16 protein-coding genes are annotated in these 19294 nt (G+C 39.5%); 8 read left to right on the top strand and 8 right to left on the bottom strand.

The features are described 5' to 3' along the window. The first annotated feature begins 265 nt into the window (after window positions 1-265). The 3 genes from AC5JL8_RS07800 (at window position 266) to AC5JL8_RS07790 (ending at window position 5185) form a co-directional block, all read left to right on the top strand. Window positions 266-3061 carry a GAF domain-containing sensor histidine kinase gene (locus AC5JL8_RS07800; protein ID WP_495879208.1) on the top strand — a complete coding sequence of 932 codons (2796 nt, stop codon included), beginning with the start codon at window positions 266-268 and terminating at the stop codon, window positions 3059-3061. A 484-nt stretch (window positions 3062-3545) separates the two neighbouring features. Then, window positions 3546-4316: a hypothetical protein gene (locus tag AC5JL8_RS07795; protein ID WP_495879207.1), complete on the top strand. Its 771-nt coding sequence runs from the start codon at window positions 3546-3548 to the stop codon at window positions 4314-4316. A gap of 89 nt (window positions 4317-4405) precedes the next feature. Further along, window positions 4406-5185, top strand: a complete 780-nt coding sequence (locus AC5JL8_RS07790) for an MBL fold metallo-hydrolase (RefSeq protein WP_495879206.1) — start codon at window positions 4406-4408, stop codon at window positions 5183-5185. Between the two features lie 70 nt (window positions 5186-5255). Here the strand turns inward: AC5JL8_RS07790 and AC5JL8_RS07785 are convergent, their stop codons facing one another. Together AC5JL8_RS07785 and AC5JL8_RS07780 are read right to left on the bottom strand one after the other, a co-directional pair. Beyond that, window positions 5256-6479, bottom strand: coding sequence for a glycosyltransferase family 4 protein (locus AC5JL8_RS07785; RefSeq protein WP_495879205.1), 1224 nt, complete (start codon window positions 6477-6479; stop codon window positions 5256-5258). Between the two features lie 167 nt (window positions 6480-6646). After that, a complete protein-coding gene (locus tag AC5JL8_RS07780; RefSeq protein WP_495879204.1) occupies window positions 6647-7507 on the bottom strand; it encodes a phosphate/phosphite/phosphonate ABC transporter substrate-binding protein in 861 nt (286 codons plus the stop codon). A 176-nt stretch (window positions 7508-7683) separates the two neighbouring features. Between AC5JL8_RS07780 and AC5JL8_RS07775 the strand changes: the two genes are divergently transcribed. Next, the gene (locus AC5JL8_RS07775; protein ID WP_495879203.1) at window positions 7684-8586 is read left to right on the top strand and encodes a c-type heme family protein; all 903 of its coding nucleotides are present in this window, start codon (window positions 7684-7686) and stop codon (window positions 8584-8586) included. Window positions 8587-8606: 20 nt separating this feature from the next. Here AC5JL8_RS07775 and AC5JL8_RS07770 read toward each other — a convergent pair whose 3' ends face one another. Beyond that, the gene (locus AC5JL8_RS07770; RefSeq protein WP_495879202.1) at window positions 8607-9986 is read right to left on the bottom strand and encodes a protein kinase domain-containing protein; all 1380 of its coding nucleotides are present in this window, start codon (window positions 9984-9986) and stop codon (window positions 8607-8609) included. Window positions 9987-11322: 1336 nt separating this feature from the next. Here AC5JL8_RS07770 and AC5JL8_RS07765 point away from each other — a divergent pair. From AC5JL8_RS07765 to AC5JL8_RS07755, 3 genes are all read left to right on the top strand, one after another. After that, a complete protein-coding gene (locus tag AC5JL8_RS07765; protein ID WP_495879201.1) occupies window positions 11323-12042 on the top strand; it encodes a hypothetical protein in 720 nt (239 codons plus the stop codon). A 123-nt stretch (window positions 12043-12165) separates the two neighbouring features. Then, on the top strand, window positions 12166-12933 hold the full coding sequence (locus AC5JL8_RS07760; protein WP_495879200.1) for a DUF1350 family protein: 768 nt from the start codon (window positions 12166-12168) through the stop codon (window positions 12931-12933). A 149-nt stretch (window positions 12934-13082) separates the two neighbouring features. Then, window positions 13083-14216, top strand: coding sequence for a PP2C family protein-serine/threonine phosphatase (locus tag AC5JL8_RS07755; protein WP_495879199.1), 1134 nt, complete (start codon window positions 13083-13085; stop codon window positions 14214-14216). A 3-nt stretch (window positions 14217-14219) separates the two neighbouring features. Here AC5JL8_RS07755 and AC5JL8_RS07750 read toward each other — a convergent pair whose 3' ends face one another. The 4 genes from AC5JL8_RS07750 to AC5JL8_RS07735 all read right to left on the bottom strand — a co-directional run bounded on the left by AC5JL8_RS07750 (window position 14220) and on the right by AC5JL8_RS07735 (window position 16735). Next, entirely contained in the window at window positions 14220-14549 is a 330-nt protein-coding gene (locus tag AC5JL8_RS07750) for an STAS domain-containing protein (protein WP_495879198.1), read from the bottom strand. Window positions 14550-14975: 426 nt separating this feature from the next. Continuing rightward, complete coding sequence (gene grpE, locus AC5JL8_RS07745) at window positions 14976-15701, bottom strand: nucleotide exchange factor GrpE (RefSeq protein ID WP_495879197.1); 726 nt, start codon at window positions 15699-15701, stop codon at window positions 14976-14978. 216 nt (window positions 15702-15917) lie between these two features. After that, a complete protein-coding gene (locus AC5JL8_RS07740) occupies window positions 15918-16409 on the bottom strand; it encodes a Dps family protein (protein WP_495879196.1) in 492 nt (163 codons plus the stop codon). 62 nt (window positions 16410-16471) lie between these two features. Then, window positions 16472-16735, bottom strand: coding sequence for a ParB N-terminal domain-containing protein (locus tag AC5JL8_RS07735; protein ID WP_495879195.1), 264 nt, complete (start codon window positions 16733-16735; stop codon window positions 16472-16474). 113 nt (window positions 16736-16848) lie between these two features. On the opposite strand from AC5JL8_RS07735, the gene AC5JL8_RS07730 reads away from it, so the two are divergent. Beyond that, window positions 16849-18516 (top strand): SpoIID/LytB domain-containing protein, encoded by a 1668-nt coding sequence (locus tag AC5JL8_RS07730; RefSeq protein ID WP_495879194.1) that lies wholly within the window; start codon window positions 16849-16851, stop codon window positions 18514-18516. Between the two features lie 297 nt (window positions 18517-18813). Here the strand turns inward: AC5JL8_RS07730 and AC5JL8_RS07725 are convergent, their stop codons facing one another. Beyond that, window positions 18814-19113, bottom strand: coding sequence for a ferredoxin (locus tag AC5JL8_RS07725; RefSeq protein WP_495879193.1), 300 nt, complete (start codon window positions 19111-19113; stop codon window positions 18814-18816). Window positions 19114-19294: the final 181 nt, after the last annotated feature.

Genomic DNA, 19294 nt, shown 5'->3' with positions numbered 1-19294 from the left:
GGCATATCCCCCATTTAATTAAGGCTTTATTTATCTGTTATTTTTTTATATTTTAAATTAATGTATAATTTAATACTTAAAATTTATGTTTGACTAATTTACATAAAATTACCCTAGGCATCTAAATATTCAAGCGATAAAATTAGATATTTCTTGTTAACTTTTTCTTAATATTTAACCCTTGAAAACTAAGATTCCTCAGTAGAAGTTCTAGTAAACAAGGATTTTTAAAACGTTTTTATACAATTTCCAGCGTACATAGCCAATGGCATTTATCAAAAAACCAGGTGGGTTGAAGGTTTGCTGCAACTCAAAAAGTTTACTGCACCGAATCACTAGCCAGATTAAGCGATCGCTTGAGCTTCCAGAGTTATTAACAGCCGCTGTTGCAGATGTTCGTGCTTTTTTAGGTATAGACCGAGTAATGATTTATCGCTTTGATGCTGATGGTGGTAGCGAAGTCATTGCTGAATCTATCGATGAGCAACGTCTACCTTGTTTATTGGGGTCACAATTCCCAGCAAACGATATCCTCAAGAAGACCAGACAGCAATTGTTGTCATCGCGGCAAAGTTTAATTGTGGATGTTGCTAGTAGGAAGTTAGAAATATCGCCGCTAGATTCAAAACCGACTACCAACGCCGATAAAACTCAGGATATCTACCACTATCAACAGTTAATGCCATTGTGGATTGAATACTTAAGGGTAATGGCAGTACAATCTTCGCTGGTAGTGCCAATTTTACCTTGCAACCAACAAGAGCTATCGGCAAACCTTGAACTGTGGGGATTGTTAGTATTACACCACAGTCAACCGCGAAAATTTTTGCAGCAGGAAGTGAAAGTAGGGCAACAAGTTGCTGATCTTTTAGCGATCGCGATCGCCCAAAGTCAACTAATCAGTAAAGTCCGGGCCCAGCAACAACGTGAAGCTACAATTAACCAAGTAGCTACCCTGTTGCATAAACTGCCCACAATTCAATTACAGCAGGCCCTAGAAGTAACTGTAGATGCTTTAAGTGGAGTAGGTGGCAGACTTTACATTGAGCAGAGTGGAGAACTATATACCTGGGGTAACCAACCGAGACTGTCTGATCAATTAGAAACTCACATCCTTGAGCAGCACCCTGTGTGGAAACACTGGATGGCTGAGTGCAAATCAAAGAATATTCGGGCAATTACAGATATTGACAAAGAACCGAATTTACAATTTTTGTCTGTTGCCTTTCAGTCTGCGCGGATTCGCGGAATTTTAGTAATTCCTTTATATTACCGCCAGAATATTATCGGTGTTTTAAGCATTTTTAGCCCAGAATATGATGTAGAAATTGGGTCGGCTGGACGCTGCGATCAAAATCAGAGACACCGATTAACAGAGCTTTTCTATGAGGTTGGGCAAGAGGAAAAAAAAGAGCAAGCACTTGAGTGGAAACCTGAAGACATCTCGCTTGGTCAAGGCTTAAGCTATCACTTTGCAATGGCGATTCAGCAACAAACAGATCAACAAGTACAGACGCTAAATGCCAACTTACAACGTCTGGTACAAGAACAAACCGCTGAACTAGAAAAATCATTACTGTTTGCTAACGTACTCAAACAAGTCACAGAGCAAATTCGCAGTACATTAGATTTAAAGACAACCCTGCAAACCATTGTGCGGGAAGTTCGTCTGCTGCTAAATTCTGATCGCGTGTTGATTTACCAGATATCTAAATCTGGTGGTCAAGTAATTGTAGAAGAAATCAATGGCAACTATCCATCAGCTTTAGGAATAAAAGCGCCACCAGAATGCTTTCCTGATGAGTATACTCGTCTTTACTTTCAAGGAAGAATAAGAACAATTAACAATGTATCAACAGCTTGTTTGAGTGCTTGTCATCGAGAGTTTTTGCAGAATCTGCAAGTGCAAGCCAACTTAATTATTCCCATAAACATGGGTACGCACCTATGGGGATTACTCATTGCTCATCAATGTCATGCTCCCCGTAATTGGCAAGATGCAGAAATTGATTTACTGCAACAGCTAGCAGATCAAGCGGCGATCGCTATCCAACAAGCACAACTCTACGAACAAACCTATGCTGCTGAAGCTAAAGCCACAGCTAAAGCTACACAATTAGAGCGTACTCTGCACGAACTGAAAGAAACACAAGCACAATTGATTCAAACCGAAAAAATGTCCAGTCTAGGACAGTTAGTTGCAGGAGTGGCACACGAAATCAACAACCCTGTTAACTTTATCTACGGTAACCTGTCATACGCCAGTGATTATGCTCAACAGCTATTACAACTTTTACGCCTTTACCAGTTGCACTATCCTAACCCTAATAGTGAAATTCTTACATTAGAAAAAGCGATTGATGTAGACTTTGTAGCAGCGGATCTACCTAAAATTATCTCCTCAATGCAAGTGGGAGCAGATCGCATCTACTCAATAGTCCTGTCTTTACGCAATTTCTCTCGCCTGGATGAGGCTGAATACAAGCCAGTTAACCTGCACGAAGGTATTGATAACACTTTATTGATTTTGCGACATCGATTAAAATCACATGCTGACTTTCCTGGCATTCAGGTGATTAAGGACTATGGTGAGTTACCGCTAATCAAATGTTATGCCGGACAAATGAATCAAGTATTTATGAATATTATCAATAACGCCATTGATGCGTTGGAACTGAAGGCTGAAAATACCAATTTTCTAATGCCTACTATCTGGATTTCGACTGAGATCTCAGCAGACAACTCCTTTTTACTAATTCGTATTGCTGACAATGGCCCAGGAATGACCGAAGATGTCAAAAAGCGAATTTTTGATCCCTTTTTTACAACTAAGCCTGTGGGCAAAGGTACAGGGCTGGGATTGGCAATCAGCTACCAGATTATTGTAGAAAAGCATGGTGGTGTGATGGATTGCGTCTCTGAGCCTGGTAAAGGTACAGAATTCTGGATAGAGATTCCTCTCAATCCGCAATGCAAAGTCAATAGTCAATATTTATCTAGACACCTAGACTTTGAGAGATTGCAACTCAACATGAATTATCAAAACTTAAACAATCAATGAGCTATAAATCAATAACAAACAATGTTTATGATAGGTTTTTGTATTTTTACTACAACTTACTTCATATCCCATCAATGTTTATCAGCCTCAAAAGTAAACTTTAGTTGCCAATAAATTTACCATGCTCCAAGGGTGCTAATCTAATAATTGAAGCTAATAAGCTTCCCTGGCAGATATAACAGCAGCGTTTGAAAAATAATAAAAGATAAAATACGCTGTTTGATTTACGTTTGTCTCGCTCACAAAACAGCAACACCCAATGCGAACACTGATATTTCCTCAAATATAGAACATCAGGGGGCGCTGTAACTACTTTTGTTACTTTTTTACTAAGTGATGGAAGCTAGTGCATCCCTGGCTAGAATAAGGAATGAAGAGGAAAGTATTCAGCTAGTAGATGCTTGGGTGTTGTTTTGTTTAAGGGTACAGCTGGGTGTAAGCTTATACAAAGTTGAATAGTAAAAGACAATTCAGATAGCGCCTTATGTCAATTATTGCGCTCAGAGCATGGTATATTCAAGATTATGAGCCAATTCCAGAATTGGAAAAACGTCCACCAGATATTCGCCTCAGTAAAAAGAGTCTGCTGAGATCAGGATTGCGAGCAGACTTTTTAGAAGACAGCGACGAGGTGAAGCAATCAACTTGGTTTGGACGCTATTTAGAAGGTGAAAATATTGAATTTTATATTGAGGGTAGTGGTGGCTATTGTGTAGCTAATATCGACTTAATTAGTCATGAGATTTATTTTACCAAGCAGGCATTGTTAGCGCAGTTAGAACCCACCATCTTTTTATGCCATCAAACTGAGTATGCAGCAGCGAGTAATGCCTTGCGAGAAGAATTGCAAAAAAGTTTAGAGGCTTTGAATTTGCGATCGCGTCTTCCTCTAGCATTAGTACAATCATACCGTCCTGGAAATGGCCCTCTACGGTTGAACGTTGGCATGATGCGAAAAATCCGTAAGAGTTTACTATTCATTGCAGACACCACACCCATTGCTAGCATTGATGGCAAAGAAACCACTCAATTGATTCCTAGCCCAAATGTCTGTATTGAAATGGGCTATGCCATCCAAAGTAAGCGTTCAGAACAAATTTTACTAGCACAAATGCAACGCCCAGATTTAGAAGGAGAATTTCCCTTTGACTTACCAAAGCAGCAAATTCTGCAATTCCAAGACAGCGCAGAACTAAATCAAATCCTTACAGGAGCAATTACAGCCCAATTAGCTAGATTTAAGTTGTTTTTTTGAAAAAATTACCTGTCACTTAGGCAAAATCATCATCGGGTAAGAACTGAAAAGTTATTCATAATAAAGGCAGGCGTTATCTTTACTGTGCTATGCATTTAACTTGGTTAGACAGCAATAGTTGGCTGATTGAAATCGGAAGCAAACGGATACTACTTGATCCTTGGCTAGTTGGTTCGTTAACCTTCGGTAATTTAGATTGGTTATTCAAAGGCTCCCGGCCTCAAGAACGCCCTATACCTGAGAAAATTGATCTAATTCTGCTGTCTCAGGGTTTGGAAGACCATGCTCACCCACCTACACTCCAGAAACTTGACCACCAAATTTCAGTTGTAGCTTCTCCCAATGCGGCAAAAGTAGTGCAAGGGTTGGGTTACACAAGTGTAACAGTCATGGCTCATGGTGAAACTTTCACATTGGATCATCAAGTAGAAATCAAGGCAATTCCCGGTTCCCTTGTTGGCCCCAATGCAGTGGAAAATGGTTATCTCCTCAAAGAGTTGCAGAGTGGTCTAACCATATACTACGAGCCGCATGGAACTCATTCCTCCCAATTGAAGCAGTTTGCACCAGTCGATGTAGTAATTACGCCGTTGATTGATGTAGTAATACCTTTAGTGGGGCCGATTATTAAAGGAACAAATAGTGCCTTAGAAGTAGCAAAGTGGTTGCAACCCCAGATAATGCTTTCTACAGCGGCGGGAGGGGATGTAATATTTGAAGGATTGCTCAACAAATTTCTCAAGGCAGTGGGCAGTATTGAGGAATTTCGTTCGTTACTAACAAAGAACAATCTGACAACAAAAGTGATTGAACCATTGCCAGGCGATCGCTTGGAATTGCAATTAGAAAAGCGAGCAGTAACAATCTAAGTTATTTGTCAGCCCACTTGGAAGTCTTTTGGCTTCCATTGTGGCAGTTAATTAAGAAGTTTGTAGTCATCTAAAATTTAATATTGCTATGATTCGCAACATCCTTAATCAGTTGAATATGTTGAGGTAGTAAATCTGCTAAAGCATAACGCTCTAGCACTGTTTGCCGTGCATTTACTCGAATTTGCTCCATCCGCGTTGGATGATCTAACACTTCATCAATTCTGTCAGCAATTTTTTGAGATGAGAAGAAATCAACTAATAAACCGTTTTCTCCATCCCGAATGATTTCAGTAACAGGTGCAGTATCAGAACCTAAAACTAAACATCCTGTAGACATCGCCTCAATCATCGACCAAGAAAGCACAAATGGTCTTGTTAAATAGACGTGTACAGATGATGCTTGAATTACTCGCAGATACTGCCCATAAGGTAAAGTCCCAGTGAAGTGAACTCGTGATAAATCGAGGGGAACTTTTTTCAACATCAGGTCTTTGTAGCTGCTACCATCTGGTAAAGATTTACCGTAGCAAACTCTATCTGCACCAACAATTACTACATGGCAATTTGGTCTTCGCTCCTGTACATAAGCAATAGTTTCAATGAACTGCGGAAAACCGCGATACGGTTCCATACCCCGTGCGACATAAGTGACAATTTCATCGACACCAGATAAATCGAGATTAGGCAGTACAAGTTTAGCTTTTGGGTTGGGTTGAAAGAATTCTGTATCAACTCCATCATGGAGTACGGAAATCTTGCCCTGAAATTCTGGAGGAAATTGGGATTTTTGCCAATTTGTCGGTGATAGACCGCGATCGCAGGTATACAAGTCAATTAATATTGGTGCATTTTTGACCCGGATACGTGCTACATCATCAACGCTTAAAGGTTCTGCGGGATCAAAATCTGCGTCTGAGCCATGAGCATGATAGAACCATTCAAAGTAACAGATGAGTGGGGTGTCTGGGAATGCATCTTTGACAAATAAAGTTGGGCCCCAGCCAGAATGTCCGCAAATTACATCAGGTATAAAGCCTCGTGCTTTAAGTTGCTCACTCAGTTTATATACTGCTTGCCCATGCAAAACAGCACCCTCTAATGAGCGAACATAATGATGGGTTGTAGGGTGGGGATCGCGGCTAGGTTCAAAAATAGCTTTATGGATACCTGATAGGCTAACATCTCGATTTTTAGTGCCAAAGACAACTCGGTTTTTGGGATCTTGCGCCAGAGTTAGGGCTATATGGCGGTACTGAGCCGGAAAGTTGTTATGCAGGAAAAGAACTCGCATATGGTTATTATTGAAGGCTGAAGAACAGAAACAAGGAGAAAAAATTCAAAATCAATCAATTTCGTTGAGGTAAATATTCCTGTGTTGCATAACAACAAATGACAACCCTTTCCTGATCGCAGAGACTGTACGAACGCGAGTTAACTTTATTTGTACCGACCGATCAATCAATTCGGAATCAGCCGCACAGGTTTATTTTGAAGCTTAGGAGTAATCAATCGCACTCGCTCAACTACAGAAATCATGTATTGGTAATCGGGTATTTTTCCATTAGGTACATACCCTACTTCTTGAGCTAAAACGGAAGGAAACTCACTCATGACTTTGCGGATGTACTCTTGACGGTTTCGTTCGACATTAGGGCCAATTAAAACAACACCAGAAGGTACATAATGGGGATCTGTGTAGAGAATACGGAACTGGGTCTGTTGTAATTGTGAGCTGTAGAGATTAAATTCTGCGATCGAGACTGCACCAGCAGCAGCTTTACCTTCAGCTACCCATTCCAGAGCTGTTTTCGGTGTGGGCGCAAACATGATATCAGACAGCGTAAGTCCAAAAAGATTGTAGAGGGGGAAATAATATCCTGTTGCTGAACCTGGTTGACCTAAAGCAACGGTTTGATTTTGTAGCTGTTTTAACTCGACAATTGGGCTATCCTTACGTACTACAAAAATTGAGCGCAAATTACTAACACCAACTAAAGGAAAAAGCGGAACATATTGGTGGCGAGAGATGGCGATCGCTGCTAAACCAGGTGGCGCAAATACTAAAGACCAAGCACGAGATTCAAGGCGCTCAATAGCTTTATTTTCATTAAAAGCAGGCTCTAGCTTAATGTGTGATTTTGTTTTTTCAGCTAAGTAGCGATTGAACTTAGCATACTGATTAATTAGTTCTTCCCCTCCACCGTAGCTGATACTACCAATAGTTAACTCACCCTCATAAGACGGTGTTGATTGGCAGGCTTTAACTGTCAAAAACAGCATTTGTAAAATAAAGAAACGACGTGATAATTTCCAAGACATTACTAATTTTGGTTATGAAAATTCTTAGGTTTACCTCTAGTAAAGCTAGCGATACCAAACAGTGAAATTAATATTTGTTTACTTTTGAAGTATCTGCTATAAACCAGCTATAAGTAGTATTAGTTAGGTTAAGCTTCCATATTGGTCTGTAAACTTTTGTATAAAAGTTCCAAATTATGTATAAAAACTTAAAGATTGGTACTAAGTTTAACTTGCTTTTGATTTTAGTTTTCATCATTAGCATTGTAGTCAGTGGTACTGCCTTATCAAGTTTACTTCAGCAGAGAGCGCAAAATGAAGTAGCTGCTAAAGCACTGATTTTGATTAAAACTATGAATTCAGTCAGAAAATATACGCAAGAGCGGGTAAATCCTCTAGTAGCACCTAGATTAGAAACAGAACCAGTGTTCATACCAGAAACAGTACCAGCTTTCTCTGCCACAGAAGTATTTGAAAATTTGCGTAGGAACGAGGAATATAAAAATTTCCTTTATAAAGAAGCAACACTTAATCCGACTAACTTACGAGATAAAGCTGATAGTTTTGAAACTCAAATTGTGGAGCGATTTCGCAATAACCCCAAGCTTCAAGAAATTGCTGATTTTCGTAATGTCCCCGAAGGAAAAGTTTTTTATATTGCGCGACCACTAGCTGTTACACAACAGAGTTGTCTAAGATGCCACTCTACCCCAGATGTAGCTCCAAAAAGCCAGTTGACAACTTATGGGCCGAATAATGGCTTTAACTGGAAACTCAATGAAATTGTTGCTGCCCAAATTATATCTGTGCCTTCTCAAGAGGTTTTTAATAATGCCCAACAAACTTGGGTGTGGATCATGGGGCTATTAATTGGTATCTTTGCGATCATAGTTGTGTTAATTAATTTTTTAATTAAGAAAACTGTAATCCAACGAATTAGAAGAATAGAAAAGATAGCACAAAAAGTTAGTACTGGTGACATGAATGCTGAATTTAATGATGATTATAAAGATGAAATAGGTGGTCTAGCAGCAGCCTTTAACAGGATGAAATATAGTTTAAAAATAGCTATGGAAATGCTGAATCAGCATAGCCAGTAGCAATCAATATAATCTCAACTTTAAGAAAGTAGGCGTTGCTGGAATTGCAACGCTTTTTGTGAATCGGGAATTTGTGCTGCCAAAATTCTTACAAGTTCTACGGGTGAAATTTGTGGAGAAGTTTTAATAGCTTTCTGGACTAGAAAAGTAGCTATTGGGCCAATTAAATCAATCAACTCTTGCTCGCATTGACGCACAAAGCTATCGTTGACTACGGGAGGTTGTTTAGTTGGTAGATTATTTGACTGAGTTTCAGGGTTAGCAGGAGCTTTTTCAGTAGTTTTCTGGAGTATTAACATTGACTTCTCCTTAAACGCATTTTTTTGATGTCCTGCAAGATGAAGCGTTAAATTATCAATTATTTCTTGGTAACTAGGCGCTGACGCCGCAATTTGCCGCAATAAAGTCGGGGCTAAAGGGCCGACATATTCCAAGAGTATATTTTCTAAGTGCTTGTACTGTTCCGGGGACAGGATAGAAGCTGTTGGTTGCCCAGTTGTGTTCTTTAGCGGTAATGAAGCTTGGGGCAGCTGTATAACAGATAACGGAGGCTGAGTTTGATATTCTATTTCAGTATCAAGATTAATCTGCTGTAGTATTTGTAGAACTTCTGTTGCAGACTGATAACGCTCTTTAAAATGGTACAGTACCATCTTAGACAGGATATGTGCCAGCCAAGGGCTAACTTGAGCCTGATGTTGCCAGAGAATTTCTCCTGTAGTTGGGTCTTCCTGGAGTTGTTTGGGATGTAGACCTGTCAGTGCCTGAATAGCAATAATACCTAACGAATAAATATCACTGTTGGGGCGGGGTTTGCCTTGCCCTTGTTCTGTAGCCATATATCCAGGCGTACCTATGGCAATGGTAGTTTCTCCATGTCCTGAAGCTGTTAGCAGTTGAGTTTGAATTTGTTTGACTGCTCCAAAGTCAATCAGTACTAACTTACAGTCTTGCTGCCGCCTGATTATATTGTCTGGCTTGATATCTCGATGAATAACTTTGTGGCTGTGGACAAATTCCAGGACACCCAAGACTTGTTGTAGAAGTTGAATCACTTGGTCTTCTGCCCAACGTTGACCTGGTAGTAATTCCGCTTTCAGAGAATGTCCTTTAACGAACTCTTGCACCAAGAAAAACTCTTGTTCTTGTTCAAAGTAAGCTAAAAGCCGAGGAATCTGGTCGTGGTTACCCAGTTTTTCTAAGGTTTCTGCCTCACTGGTAAATAAACGTCTGGCGGTTGTGAGAAATTCTGGGTTGTGAGTAAAGGGCTTAAGATGCTTGACAACACATTTGGGAGAACCTGGTCGGTGGGTATCTTGGGCAATATATGTTTGACCAAATCCTCCTCCACCGAGGACTTGCAGGACTTGATAACGCCCGTCTAGTAAATTTCCTAACATAATTGACTTGCCTAAGCCCTCACCTTAATCTTGACACAAGTACCAGCATTGGCAGATACCATTTACTCAGAAGTTCCAGACTGCATTAATGATGTTTGATTTTTGCAGACGAATCTTTTAATACTTTTTAATTTAATCAGCACAGCTTGCTAAATAAGAGTTTCTCATTGAGAAGCGATCGCACTTTGTTCGTTGGCTAACTCGCTAGCCTTTTGCTTTCTACTCCATAACGCACATCATTACAACGAACCTAGATGAAAAGAGACTGCTAGCTGCAATGCCGATCTCAATCATGTTAACCTCAAGAATTTTGGAGTGCTATCGCGGATTTTCTAGTAAGCGCATCAATCTTTGATTTAACGCGTGGTTTGGGCGTGAGGAACTGTAAGCTTAGTAGTGCTTCTCGTTCGGTGGAAAGCTTTAAACACATTACTAATTTAATGAATCTTATTTTATAGGATAAAATACAAAAATCTCTGACTTAGCAATTAAAATAAATATTGCTATTAGTAGCACAAGTAAACTTGGAAACTACAAGCGGTTTCCACTCATGATAATTCTGTTTTAAAATAAAATTATTTACCTTGTATGCCCATTCCGCAATTAGATAAGATGAGTAATTCTCTGAAACTGTATTGTTTATTAAATGGAATATCATTTTATTAGCTTGCTATTTTTTAATGTTTTCAATCATCAAATTCAGCAAAGAGTTACTCAAACTTTTATAGCGTAGCATCCTCATTCTTAGGTTTATGCATTGCCTCTAGCTTTGCGACTGGCTACAATGGAAAAGAGCAACCACTCTGCGTCTGTTGAATACTGTTAAAGGTAATATTTGTAGTTATAAACAACTCAAGACGACAGCGGGTGCTGATAATTTAAGGCATTAACTCAACTTAAATTAAATACTGTTAGTAGCTATTAGTTGGGAGGCTCAATTTGGTACATAAAGCTAAACGTTATACTCCAAACCTGTGATTTAGCAATAGTTGAGATTAGTATCAACTGTAAAAATTCTAAAAAACAGCGTTCTAGTATTATTCACTTATATATTTCACGATGATTATTACTGTTTTCAAATAGCAGTTAGTTTAAACAGAATTTTTGGAATGCTTTATGTATTAATAACTAATTTCATAGATTGATTGTAATTAGTTTTCTTAGACTATAACTAGTTATCTATGAAAAGAGTATCTTATTGTACAAAAAGCAATTATTTTCTCCGTGAAACTAGCGATCAAGCGAGTGTGGGAGAAAATTTATTGCTGAATTAGCATTCCAGAAATGAGATTGCTATATTGTACTAAATAACTATTCTGGCAAGGTGGGGAAAACTGTGCGGGATGATTTAAAAGGATTGGAGATTAGTCATAAAGAACTGCAACACCTTACTAATCTGCCTGTAAAAGATGAACTTATAAACATTATTAATCCACTAGGAAGATTTGTAAAGCAAATTATAGAAAAAATCAAGGGTACTGAGGGTGCAACTGTAGTTTTTATCGGGTTTTCTATATTTGTTTTCGGTTATCTGATATTTGATTTAGTACTGAAGATATTTGCTATCTGGCTCACAATTCCGTCTTGGATATTACTCATAGTATTAAGCTTGTGGGGTGGTGGGGTTACACAAATAATTTTATATTTACTTTGGATAAAACGAAGTAAGTTACTCAAAGTAAATATGACAAAATCTTTGCAAATTTTATTAAACGATGTTGATAGGTATAATGCGGTTATTAAAGCAATAGATATTAATGATCAAATAGAAGAGGCTGGTAATCCAGGTGTAATCATCAATGAACGAGAAAGAGTCATTGAAGCACTAAAACTTACAAGGACTGATTTAGTTCGTGCTGTGAAAACGGAAAAAATTTTAAGAGAAAATAGGAATTTTATTCTCAGTAATAGCGAACTATTTGCGAATAATTTAGCAACTTTAACAGCAATGCAAGTTACTGAACAGGCTACTGAGCATGGTAGGTTACTAAATGAAGCTTTGCAAATTGCCTTAGATGTGCAGCACGAAATGAAAAGGTTACAGAGTCAGCGTTAAAACTAACATACTTACATATTCTTACATACTTCACACCGAGAAAGCTTTTTCTATCAACCACACCATCACTGCAATCTCCGTTCTAACATAAAGAGGTGTTAAGTTAAGCGATCGCCTATCGGCATGGACTGGAAAGAAATTCAAGGTAACTGGGTACTAATTCCCCGAAATCCCATCGGTATCATCCATTTTCTAGGGGGTGCATTTGTCGCCACTGCACCCCATCTAACTTACCGCTGGTTACTAGAACAAATAGCGGCTAAAGGATATGTTGTCATTGCTACTCCCTTTGTCAATACACTAGATCATAAAGCGATCGCTAAATCTGTATTGCTAAACTTTGAGCGTACCCTAGAACGCTTGCACGATTCTTTGGCATTACGTAAGCTATATCTTCCGACTTATGGCATAGGGCATAGCATGGGTTGTAAACTCCACTTATTAATTGGTAGTCTGTTTGAAGTAGAACGTGCAGGTAATATTTTAATATCCTTTAACAACTACGCGGCTAGAGATGCTATCCCCTTAGTAGAACAGTTCAATTCTGCTTTGACGATTGAGTTTACCCCTACGCCATTGGAAACTAACCAACTTGTCCAAGAACGCTACAATGTCCGTCGTAACTTATTGCTAAAATTTAGCAATGATAACCTTGACCAATCAGCGGCTTTAAGCAAAATATTACAAGAACGCTTTCCTGAAATGGTGACGGTACAAACCTTACCAGGAACTCATACCACTCCCTTAGGTCAAGATATCAAATGGCAAACAGGAGCATCTTTTACGCCTTTGGACGCCTTAGGGCAATGGTTTAAGCAAGAAGCATACCGGGACTTGAACCAGCTAAAACATGCCCTGCTCTTGTGGCTGAATCCGCTTTCGCCACCATAATATCTTAGGGCGATCGCAAAGTAATGAAGTCTTTGATCAGGGAATGGGTTAGTAGGTTTACTTTAGCAAACTTACTAACCCATTATTCCTTAGCATATCTTAATTACTTATTTATATTAAAAATTAGCTAGTTTTACTTGCTATTTCCTATGTTTAAAATACTAATAATTGATGACGATTATTCGATACTAATACTTCTGAAAAGGATGTTGGAAAAACAGGGTTATCAGGTAGTCACTGCTAGTAATGGCGAAGAAGGAATTGCCCAAGTAGTTGCTTACCATCCAGCACTAATTATTTGTGATTGGATTATGCCGGGATTGAATGGTTTAGAAGTCTGTCATCGTATTAAGACAGATCCTCAATTATCTACCACGTTCTTTATTTTATTAACTTCTTTGGATTCGGTTGCGGATCGTGTCAAGGGTTTGGATGCTGGTGCTGATGATTTTATCTCCAAACCCATCGAACAGAATGAATTACAAGCGCGGGTAAGGGCTGGATTGCGTCTACATCAATTGAGTCGGGATTTACAAACTCAAAAGCTGCTGTTAGAAACAGAATTGGCTGAAGCGGCCGAATATGTGCGATCGCTTCTACCTCCTCCGATAACCGAACCTTTATGCATCAATTTCCGATTCATTCCCTCACGGCAACTTGGTGGCGATTGTTTTGATTACTACTGGCTTGATGATGATTCTCTAGCAATTTATCTACTAGATACTGCAGGGCATGGACTCAAAGCGACTCTTCCTTCTATTTCAGTGCTAAATTTGCTTCGTTCCCGCGCTCTTAAAAGCTTAAATTACTATCAACCAAGCCAGGTACTGAGGGCTTTAAATGATACTTTCCAGATAAATTATCAAAATGATAAATATTTTACTATCTGGTATGGAGTATACAACAAAATTAAGCGCCAGTTAATTTATGCTAGCGCTGGACATCCGCCTGCAATACTAGTATCCGGTGAATCTCCAAAAAATACTGAGGTTAAACTGTTGCGAACCCCTGGTATGCCAGTTGGAATGTTTCCAGAGGCAGAATATATGGATGAGTTGTGCCAGATCGAGAAATGCAGTAATCTTTACATTTTTAGTGATGGCGCTTACGAAATCACTAAATTAGACGGCAAACTTTGGAGTTTAGATGCGTTTATTCAGTTACTTGTCAGCCTACAACATAACGTTGATTACCAGCTTGACCATATATTAAACTACTTAATTGCATTGCACTCAAAAGACTGTTTTGAGGATGATTTATCTATCCTACAAATCAAATTTTAGTAATTAGGTTTTGGAAAATAAAGTTTGATGAAATTCTTCTTTGCTGGGAAATATTTCAAATACTTTATCCATACTAGTCAATTCAAACAATATCTTAACTTGTTCATTAATAGAGCAAAGAACAAGCTTAATATCCGCAGCGCGCAAACTTTTGAAAGCTAATACCAAAGCTCCTAGGCCAGAACTATCCATAAAAGTTACATCTTGAAAATCAACCAGCACAACCTTTGCGCCCTTCTCGATGAAACTAATTAAGTTTTGCCTCAAATCTTGAGATGTTGCTGCATTGATACTTCCACCAAGTTTAATAACCTGTACTTCTTGTTGAATCATAATTTGTTATGTCTAAAATTCGTAAATGAAGTCATGATTATGATCATATTATATAACAAACTTAATTTATTTTAGTAATTATCGAAAGATATAAATTCATGAAATATATGTACTGTGTGGTTAATAATAAATTATGAATTGACTAAATCAATAAAATCTGAATCCATAGCTACTATTTGATAAATAATAAATCAACATATGGTTATATAAAATATCACTCATGAGGTAGATGAAATTTAATAAAAGATGAGATAAGTGAAACAGATTTATCACCTATAGCAGCCTGCAAATTTAATTTAAAAGTACTCGCTGTCTAAAACAAACTATCGATGCTGTGAGAAGCGACTCGGCAATATATATAACTTGGGAGACATCTAAGGTTGATGCTTTTTTACAGGTTATGTGTTGATTTGCGTATATTTCTTCTTACGAGTCGTTCTCAATAGGATTAACTTTAGCTCGATAAAGTAGCTTGTCTCCTTGGCGGTAGCCAGTGTAACGCACTTTAACTAGTTCCCCTGGCTTTGCCGAGCCTTCCAGCAATTGGTGCAATTGGGGATCATACGGTAATTCTGCTCCTACAGATGCGATCGCTTCCACTCCCCAGCTTTGTAATAATTTTTCTAAAGATTTTTGTACTAATGGCACTATTTTAATTGCTGCTAGCTGCGGGTTCTCCTGGGCTTTATGCGCTGCTGTCGGCCATTGCAATAATAACGACTCCAAAAGTTGCAAACTTGACTGCTGAAACTCTTGTTGCAATGCTTCTCGCTGCTGTTCTAGTGCTAGATGCGATCGCTGATACTCTCTTTTTAAATCTGCAATTTCTTGTAATAATTCTTGCTCAGTCTTTTTGAGTCCTGAGTTCTGAGTCCTGAATTCTGAGCGAATATTGCGTCCTCCTTTCGTACTCAGCACTGAAAAATTTGCTACTAATTCACTTAATGTTATTTGTAACACTTGCGACAGCTTGAGCAGCACATCCACCCGCATCTGCTCTACTTTTCCCTGCCGCAAGCGCAAAATTTGACGCTCTGAGACACCAGTAGCGCGGCTCAAAGCTTTAAAACTAGAAACACCCACTTGTTGCATTAAATGCTGCAACAAGTGGGTGAAATCAGTATTAACTATTGGAGATTGGGGATTGGGCATTTGGGATTAGGGATTGGGGATTGGGAATTGGGGATTGGGGATTGTAATCAGAACTTACGCACTCAGATCCCCCAACCCCCTCCCGGGGGCTTTAGACGTTCCCCCCTTTTTAAGGGGGGCTAGGGGGGATCGGGGTTTCAGGCTTGGGTGCGTAAGTCCTAGTAATTATTCCTATGCCCCATTCGCCATGCCCCATGCCCCATGCCCCGACTACCTTTATTCTTCCAGCAAACTTCTCAGCATCCAAGCTGTCTTTTCGTGTACTTGCATCCTTTGAGTTAATAGATCGGCAGTGGGTTCATCGTTTACCTCATCTACCACAGGAAAAATAGATCGCGCAGTTCGCACTACAGCTTCTTGCCCTTCCACGAGTAAGCGGATCATTTCGGTAGCTTTAGGTACTCCAGGAGTTTCAGGAATCGAACTAAGTTTGACATATTCGCTATAGGTTCCGGGTGCGGGATAGCCAAGCGCTCTAATCCGTTCGGCAATCAAATCAACTGCTAGAGCTAGTTCTGTATACTGGGTCTCAAACATCAAGTGCAAAGTTTGAAACATTGGGCCAGTAACGTTCCAATGAAAATTATGTGTCTTAAGATACAGTGTATAGGTATCAGCTAACAAGCGAGACAAGCCTTCAGCGATTTTAGCTCTGTTGGTATCATCAATGCCAATATTTAAAGGTAGAACTTCTGGTTTAGATGGCATAATTTTCTCCTAATTGGTTATTTATTTAGTTGTGTGTTGTTACTCTTTCACTGACTATTAACTCATGCTAAGTGCATCTTTAAGACACTGCGAGGAGCTTTGCGGACTCTGGCCAAGATTGTTTCTTTGCCTAAACGTTGACAAGCTTCATATCGATGGCAACCAGAAAAGCCATAATATAGTCCATCTACTTCGAGGACATCTATAGGTTCTTGCTGCCCGATCACTGCAATCGATTCCATTAAGGCTTGCACTTTATTCGGATCATTGGCACGGGGTAAGGGCCGCTTAATCTGATTTAAGGGAATTTCTTGGACTCTAACCATAAGGAGTTTTCCTAACTAAATTCCTTTTTGTAGCTCTAAATAAATCATAATCATTATGACTTCGTTTTGCAACCTGCTGGGACAAAATTGGTAATGCTATCATTGGAGCGCTCATGCGACAAAACCAATACGCTACAAAGCAATTAGACAATCCACCCCAACGCCGCGCCAAAGGGCAGAATCAAGTTTCGAGAAAAATCTCGTACTGGCATTTTTCCCGGATTCTATTGACGACATTTTGCTTGTTAGGGCTAACTGCTGCATCAGGCCCTGAGAGTAAAAGCGACGATGTAGTATTAAAAATTGGGATTGTACAACGATTTGGAGAGCAACCTACAGCCAAGCTGCAACTAGAACCCACCAAAGGCGATCGCTTACAGCTAAGATTTAAAGCAGGCCAGAGGGAACAAACTTTAGTTACCAATAACCCAGTAAAGCTAGAAACAGTAATGCAAGCTTTACCCCAGCCAGTAGTTGATGAGGTGGTAGTTTTAGGTAACTACCGTACCTTTGAAACTGCCGAAGATAGCGCCGAAAGCTTACGTTCTCAGGGAATAGAGGTAGAAATAGCCCAGCCAGAACGTTGGCAAGTTTGGGCGAAACGAGATGTTTACAATACTCCCTTACTACGCAGGCTGCTATTACAGAGCTTGCAAGCTTCTGGCAAGAAAACGGCATATTTAGATACAAAAATTTTGCAAAAATTGCCGCGCGTGAGTTGGGTAGTTGACGGCAAACGTTACAATCCCAATTATTTAAAAATTAGCAGTAGCAAAAATTTAATTCGGGTAAATAAAGGCACAAAACCGGAAAGCGCTCGTCTTTACGCAGGTAAATTAAAATTACAACCAAATGCTTACGGCACGTACAGTTTAGTTAACGAAGTGCCATTAGAAACTTATTTGCGCGGGGTTGTACCTCACGAAATTGGCACGAATGCGCCAGTAGCAGCGGTTGAAGCCCAAGCAATCCTGGCGCGAACCTATGTGCTACGGAATTTGCGTAGGTTTGCTGTAGATGACTACCAGCTATGTGCTGATACTCACTGTCAGGTTTATTATGGGCTGAATGGAGTCGCCCCCAACACAGATCGGGCGATCGCGGCGACAAGAGGGATGGTATTAACTTATCAAAACCAGCTAGTAGATGCCCTGTACTCCTCTACCACCGGCGGCGTTACTGCTTCTTTTAGCGATGTCTGGAATGGTGCGGATCGTCCTTATCTGCAACCAGTAGTTGATGCTGCTCTCAATATTTGGGATTTGTCGAGACAAAATTTAGCAGATGAAAGCAACTTCCGGCAATTTATCAATCGCCAACAAGGATTTAATGAAAGCAACTGGGATTCGTTCCGTTGGCGCAAAGAAACCAGCGTAGAAGATATTACCAAGGGTTTGCAGAAATTTTTGCGAGCTAAAAAAAGTCCGTACAGTAAATTTAAAAAGCTTGAGGCAATGGCGATCGTTAAGCGCTCAACAAGCGGACGCATTCTCGAACTCGCTGTAAAAACTGATATAGGTGTCTTTACTTTACATAAAGATGAAGTTCGTAGTGCCTTTTTAGCTCCTACAAGTACGCTGTTTTACTTGCAGCCCTTGAATAAAGGTAAACCAAGCCTATGGGGTTATGCTTTTATAGGTGGGGGACTAGGACATGGAGTTGGCTTGAGTCAAACAGGCGCTCAAAATTTAGCTAAACTTGGCTGGTCGAATCCCAAAATTCTCCAGTTCTACTATCCTGGAACTCAAATTAAAATTTTCAGTGAGGAGATTCAGCCCTAGAAATATTTGTTTCGACTGCAAGTTTTCTAAAGAGCTTTTGTAAAAAAATGCCGGGTGTTGCTCAGTTTTTCATAGATATTGGCAACCTTTTTTTGGGCTGCTCGGTGCTTATCTCTATTGTTGTTAACTAACTTGGTTTTTTTCTTGCTGTTCTAGTGCTAAAACTATTGCGCTTGGACTATATTTGGCTTCTTAGCAAAAATTCATATAATCATCATAGTTTAAGACTATGGTGATTATATGAACTTGCTAGCTAGGTAATTCTGGCAATAGATTGAGAATTGCAGCGCCTAACTATTAGTACAGGTCTTCTTCTTTGTGAGTTTCGATTGTTACGTCAGATGTAGGATAAGCGACGCAGGTTAGTACATATTGAGCTTCTATCTGATCGTCGTCTAAGAATGACTGATCGGACTGGTCAACTGTACCCGATACAATCTTACCGGCACAGGTCGAACAAGCACCAGCGCGGCAAGAGTAGGGCAAGTCCAGACCAGCTTCTTCAGCAGCGTCTAGAATATAAGTATCATCTTCGACGTCAATTGTTTGGTTTAGTCCTTCAGCTTCGTTGATGAGTGTGACTTTGTAAGTTGCCATTTCAGTAATCCTCTCTTTTGCAAACGGCAGTATAAGTTATCCTAAAGCACAGGCAGGAAAAGACGACGGCTGATCTCATGATTAGCCGCTTTTTTAAATTTGCTTCAATTCTGATACTACGAGAAAAACTAGAGGATGTAACTGGAAATCGTCCGCGATTAGTAATGAAATTTAGTTATTT

The organism is Mojavia sp. (assembly GCF_059505145.1).
The sequence above is the reverse complement of the archived record's forward strand: the minus strand, read 5'-3'. Positions and strand labels throughout refer to the sequence as shown.

Coding starts and splice junctions, on each gene's coding strand:
- AC5JL8_RS07800 (WP_495879208.1), top strand. CDS start 266: ATGGCATTTATCAAAAAACCAGGTGGGTTGAAGGTTTGCTGCAACTCA.
- AC5JL8_RS07795 (WP_495879207.1), top strand. CDS start 3,546: ATGTCAATTATTGCGCTCAGAGCATGGTATATTCAAGATTATGAGCCA.
- AC5JL8_RS07790 (WP_495879206.1), top strand. CDS start 4,406: ATGCATTTAACTTGGTTAGACAGCAATAGTTGGCTGATTGAAATCGGA.
- AC5JL8_RS07785 (WP_495879205.1), bottom strand. CDS start 6,479: ATGCGAGTTCTTTTCCTGCATAACAACTTTCCGGCTCAGTACCGCCAT.
- AC5JL8_RS07780 (WP_495879204.1), bottom strand. CDS start 7,507: ATGTCTTGGAAATTATCACGTCGTTTCTTTATTTTACAAATGCTGTTT.
- AC5JL8_RS07775 (WP_495879203.1), top strand. CDS start 7,684: ATGTATAAAAACTTAAAGATTGGTACTAAGTTTAACTTGCTTTTGATT.
- AC5JL8_RS07770 (WP_495879202.1), bottom strand. CDS start 9,986: ATGTTAGGAAATTTACTAGACGGGCGTTATCAAGTCCTGCAAGTCCTC.
- AC5JL8_RS07760 (WP_495879200.1), top strand. CDS start 12,166: ATGGACTGGAAAGAAATTCAAGGTAACTGGGTACTAATTCCCCGAAAT.
- AC5JL8_RS07755 (WP_495879199.1), top strand. CDS start 13,083: ATGTTTAAAATACTAATAATTGATGACGATTATTCGATACTAATACTT.
- AC5JL8_RS07750 (WP_495879198.1), bottom strand. CDS start 14,549: ATGATTCAACAAGAAGTACAGGTTATTAAACTTGGTGGAAGTATCAAT.
- grpE (WP_495879197.1), bottom strand. CDS start 15,701: ATGCCCAATCCCCAATCTCCAATAGTTAATACTGATTTCACCCACTTG.
- AC5JL8_RS07740 (WP_495879196.1), bottom strand. CDS start 16,409: ATGCCATCTAAACCAGAAGTTCTACCTTTAAATATTGGCATTGATGAT.
- AC5JL8_RS07735 (WP_495879195.1), bottom strand. CDS start 16,735: ATGGTTAGAGTCCAAGAAATTCCCTTAAATCAGATTAAGCGGCCCTTA.
- AC5JL8_RS07730 (WP_495879194.1), top strand. CDS start 16,849: ATGCGACAAAACCAATACGCTACAAAGCAATTAGACAATCCACCCCAA.
- AC5JL8_RS07725 (WP_495879193.1), bottom strand. CDS start 19,113: ATGGCAACTTACAAAGTCACACTCATCAACGAAGCTGAAGGACTAAAC.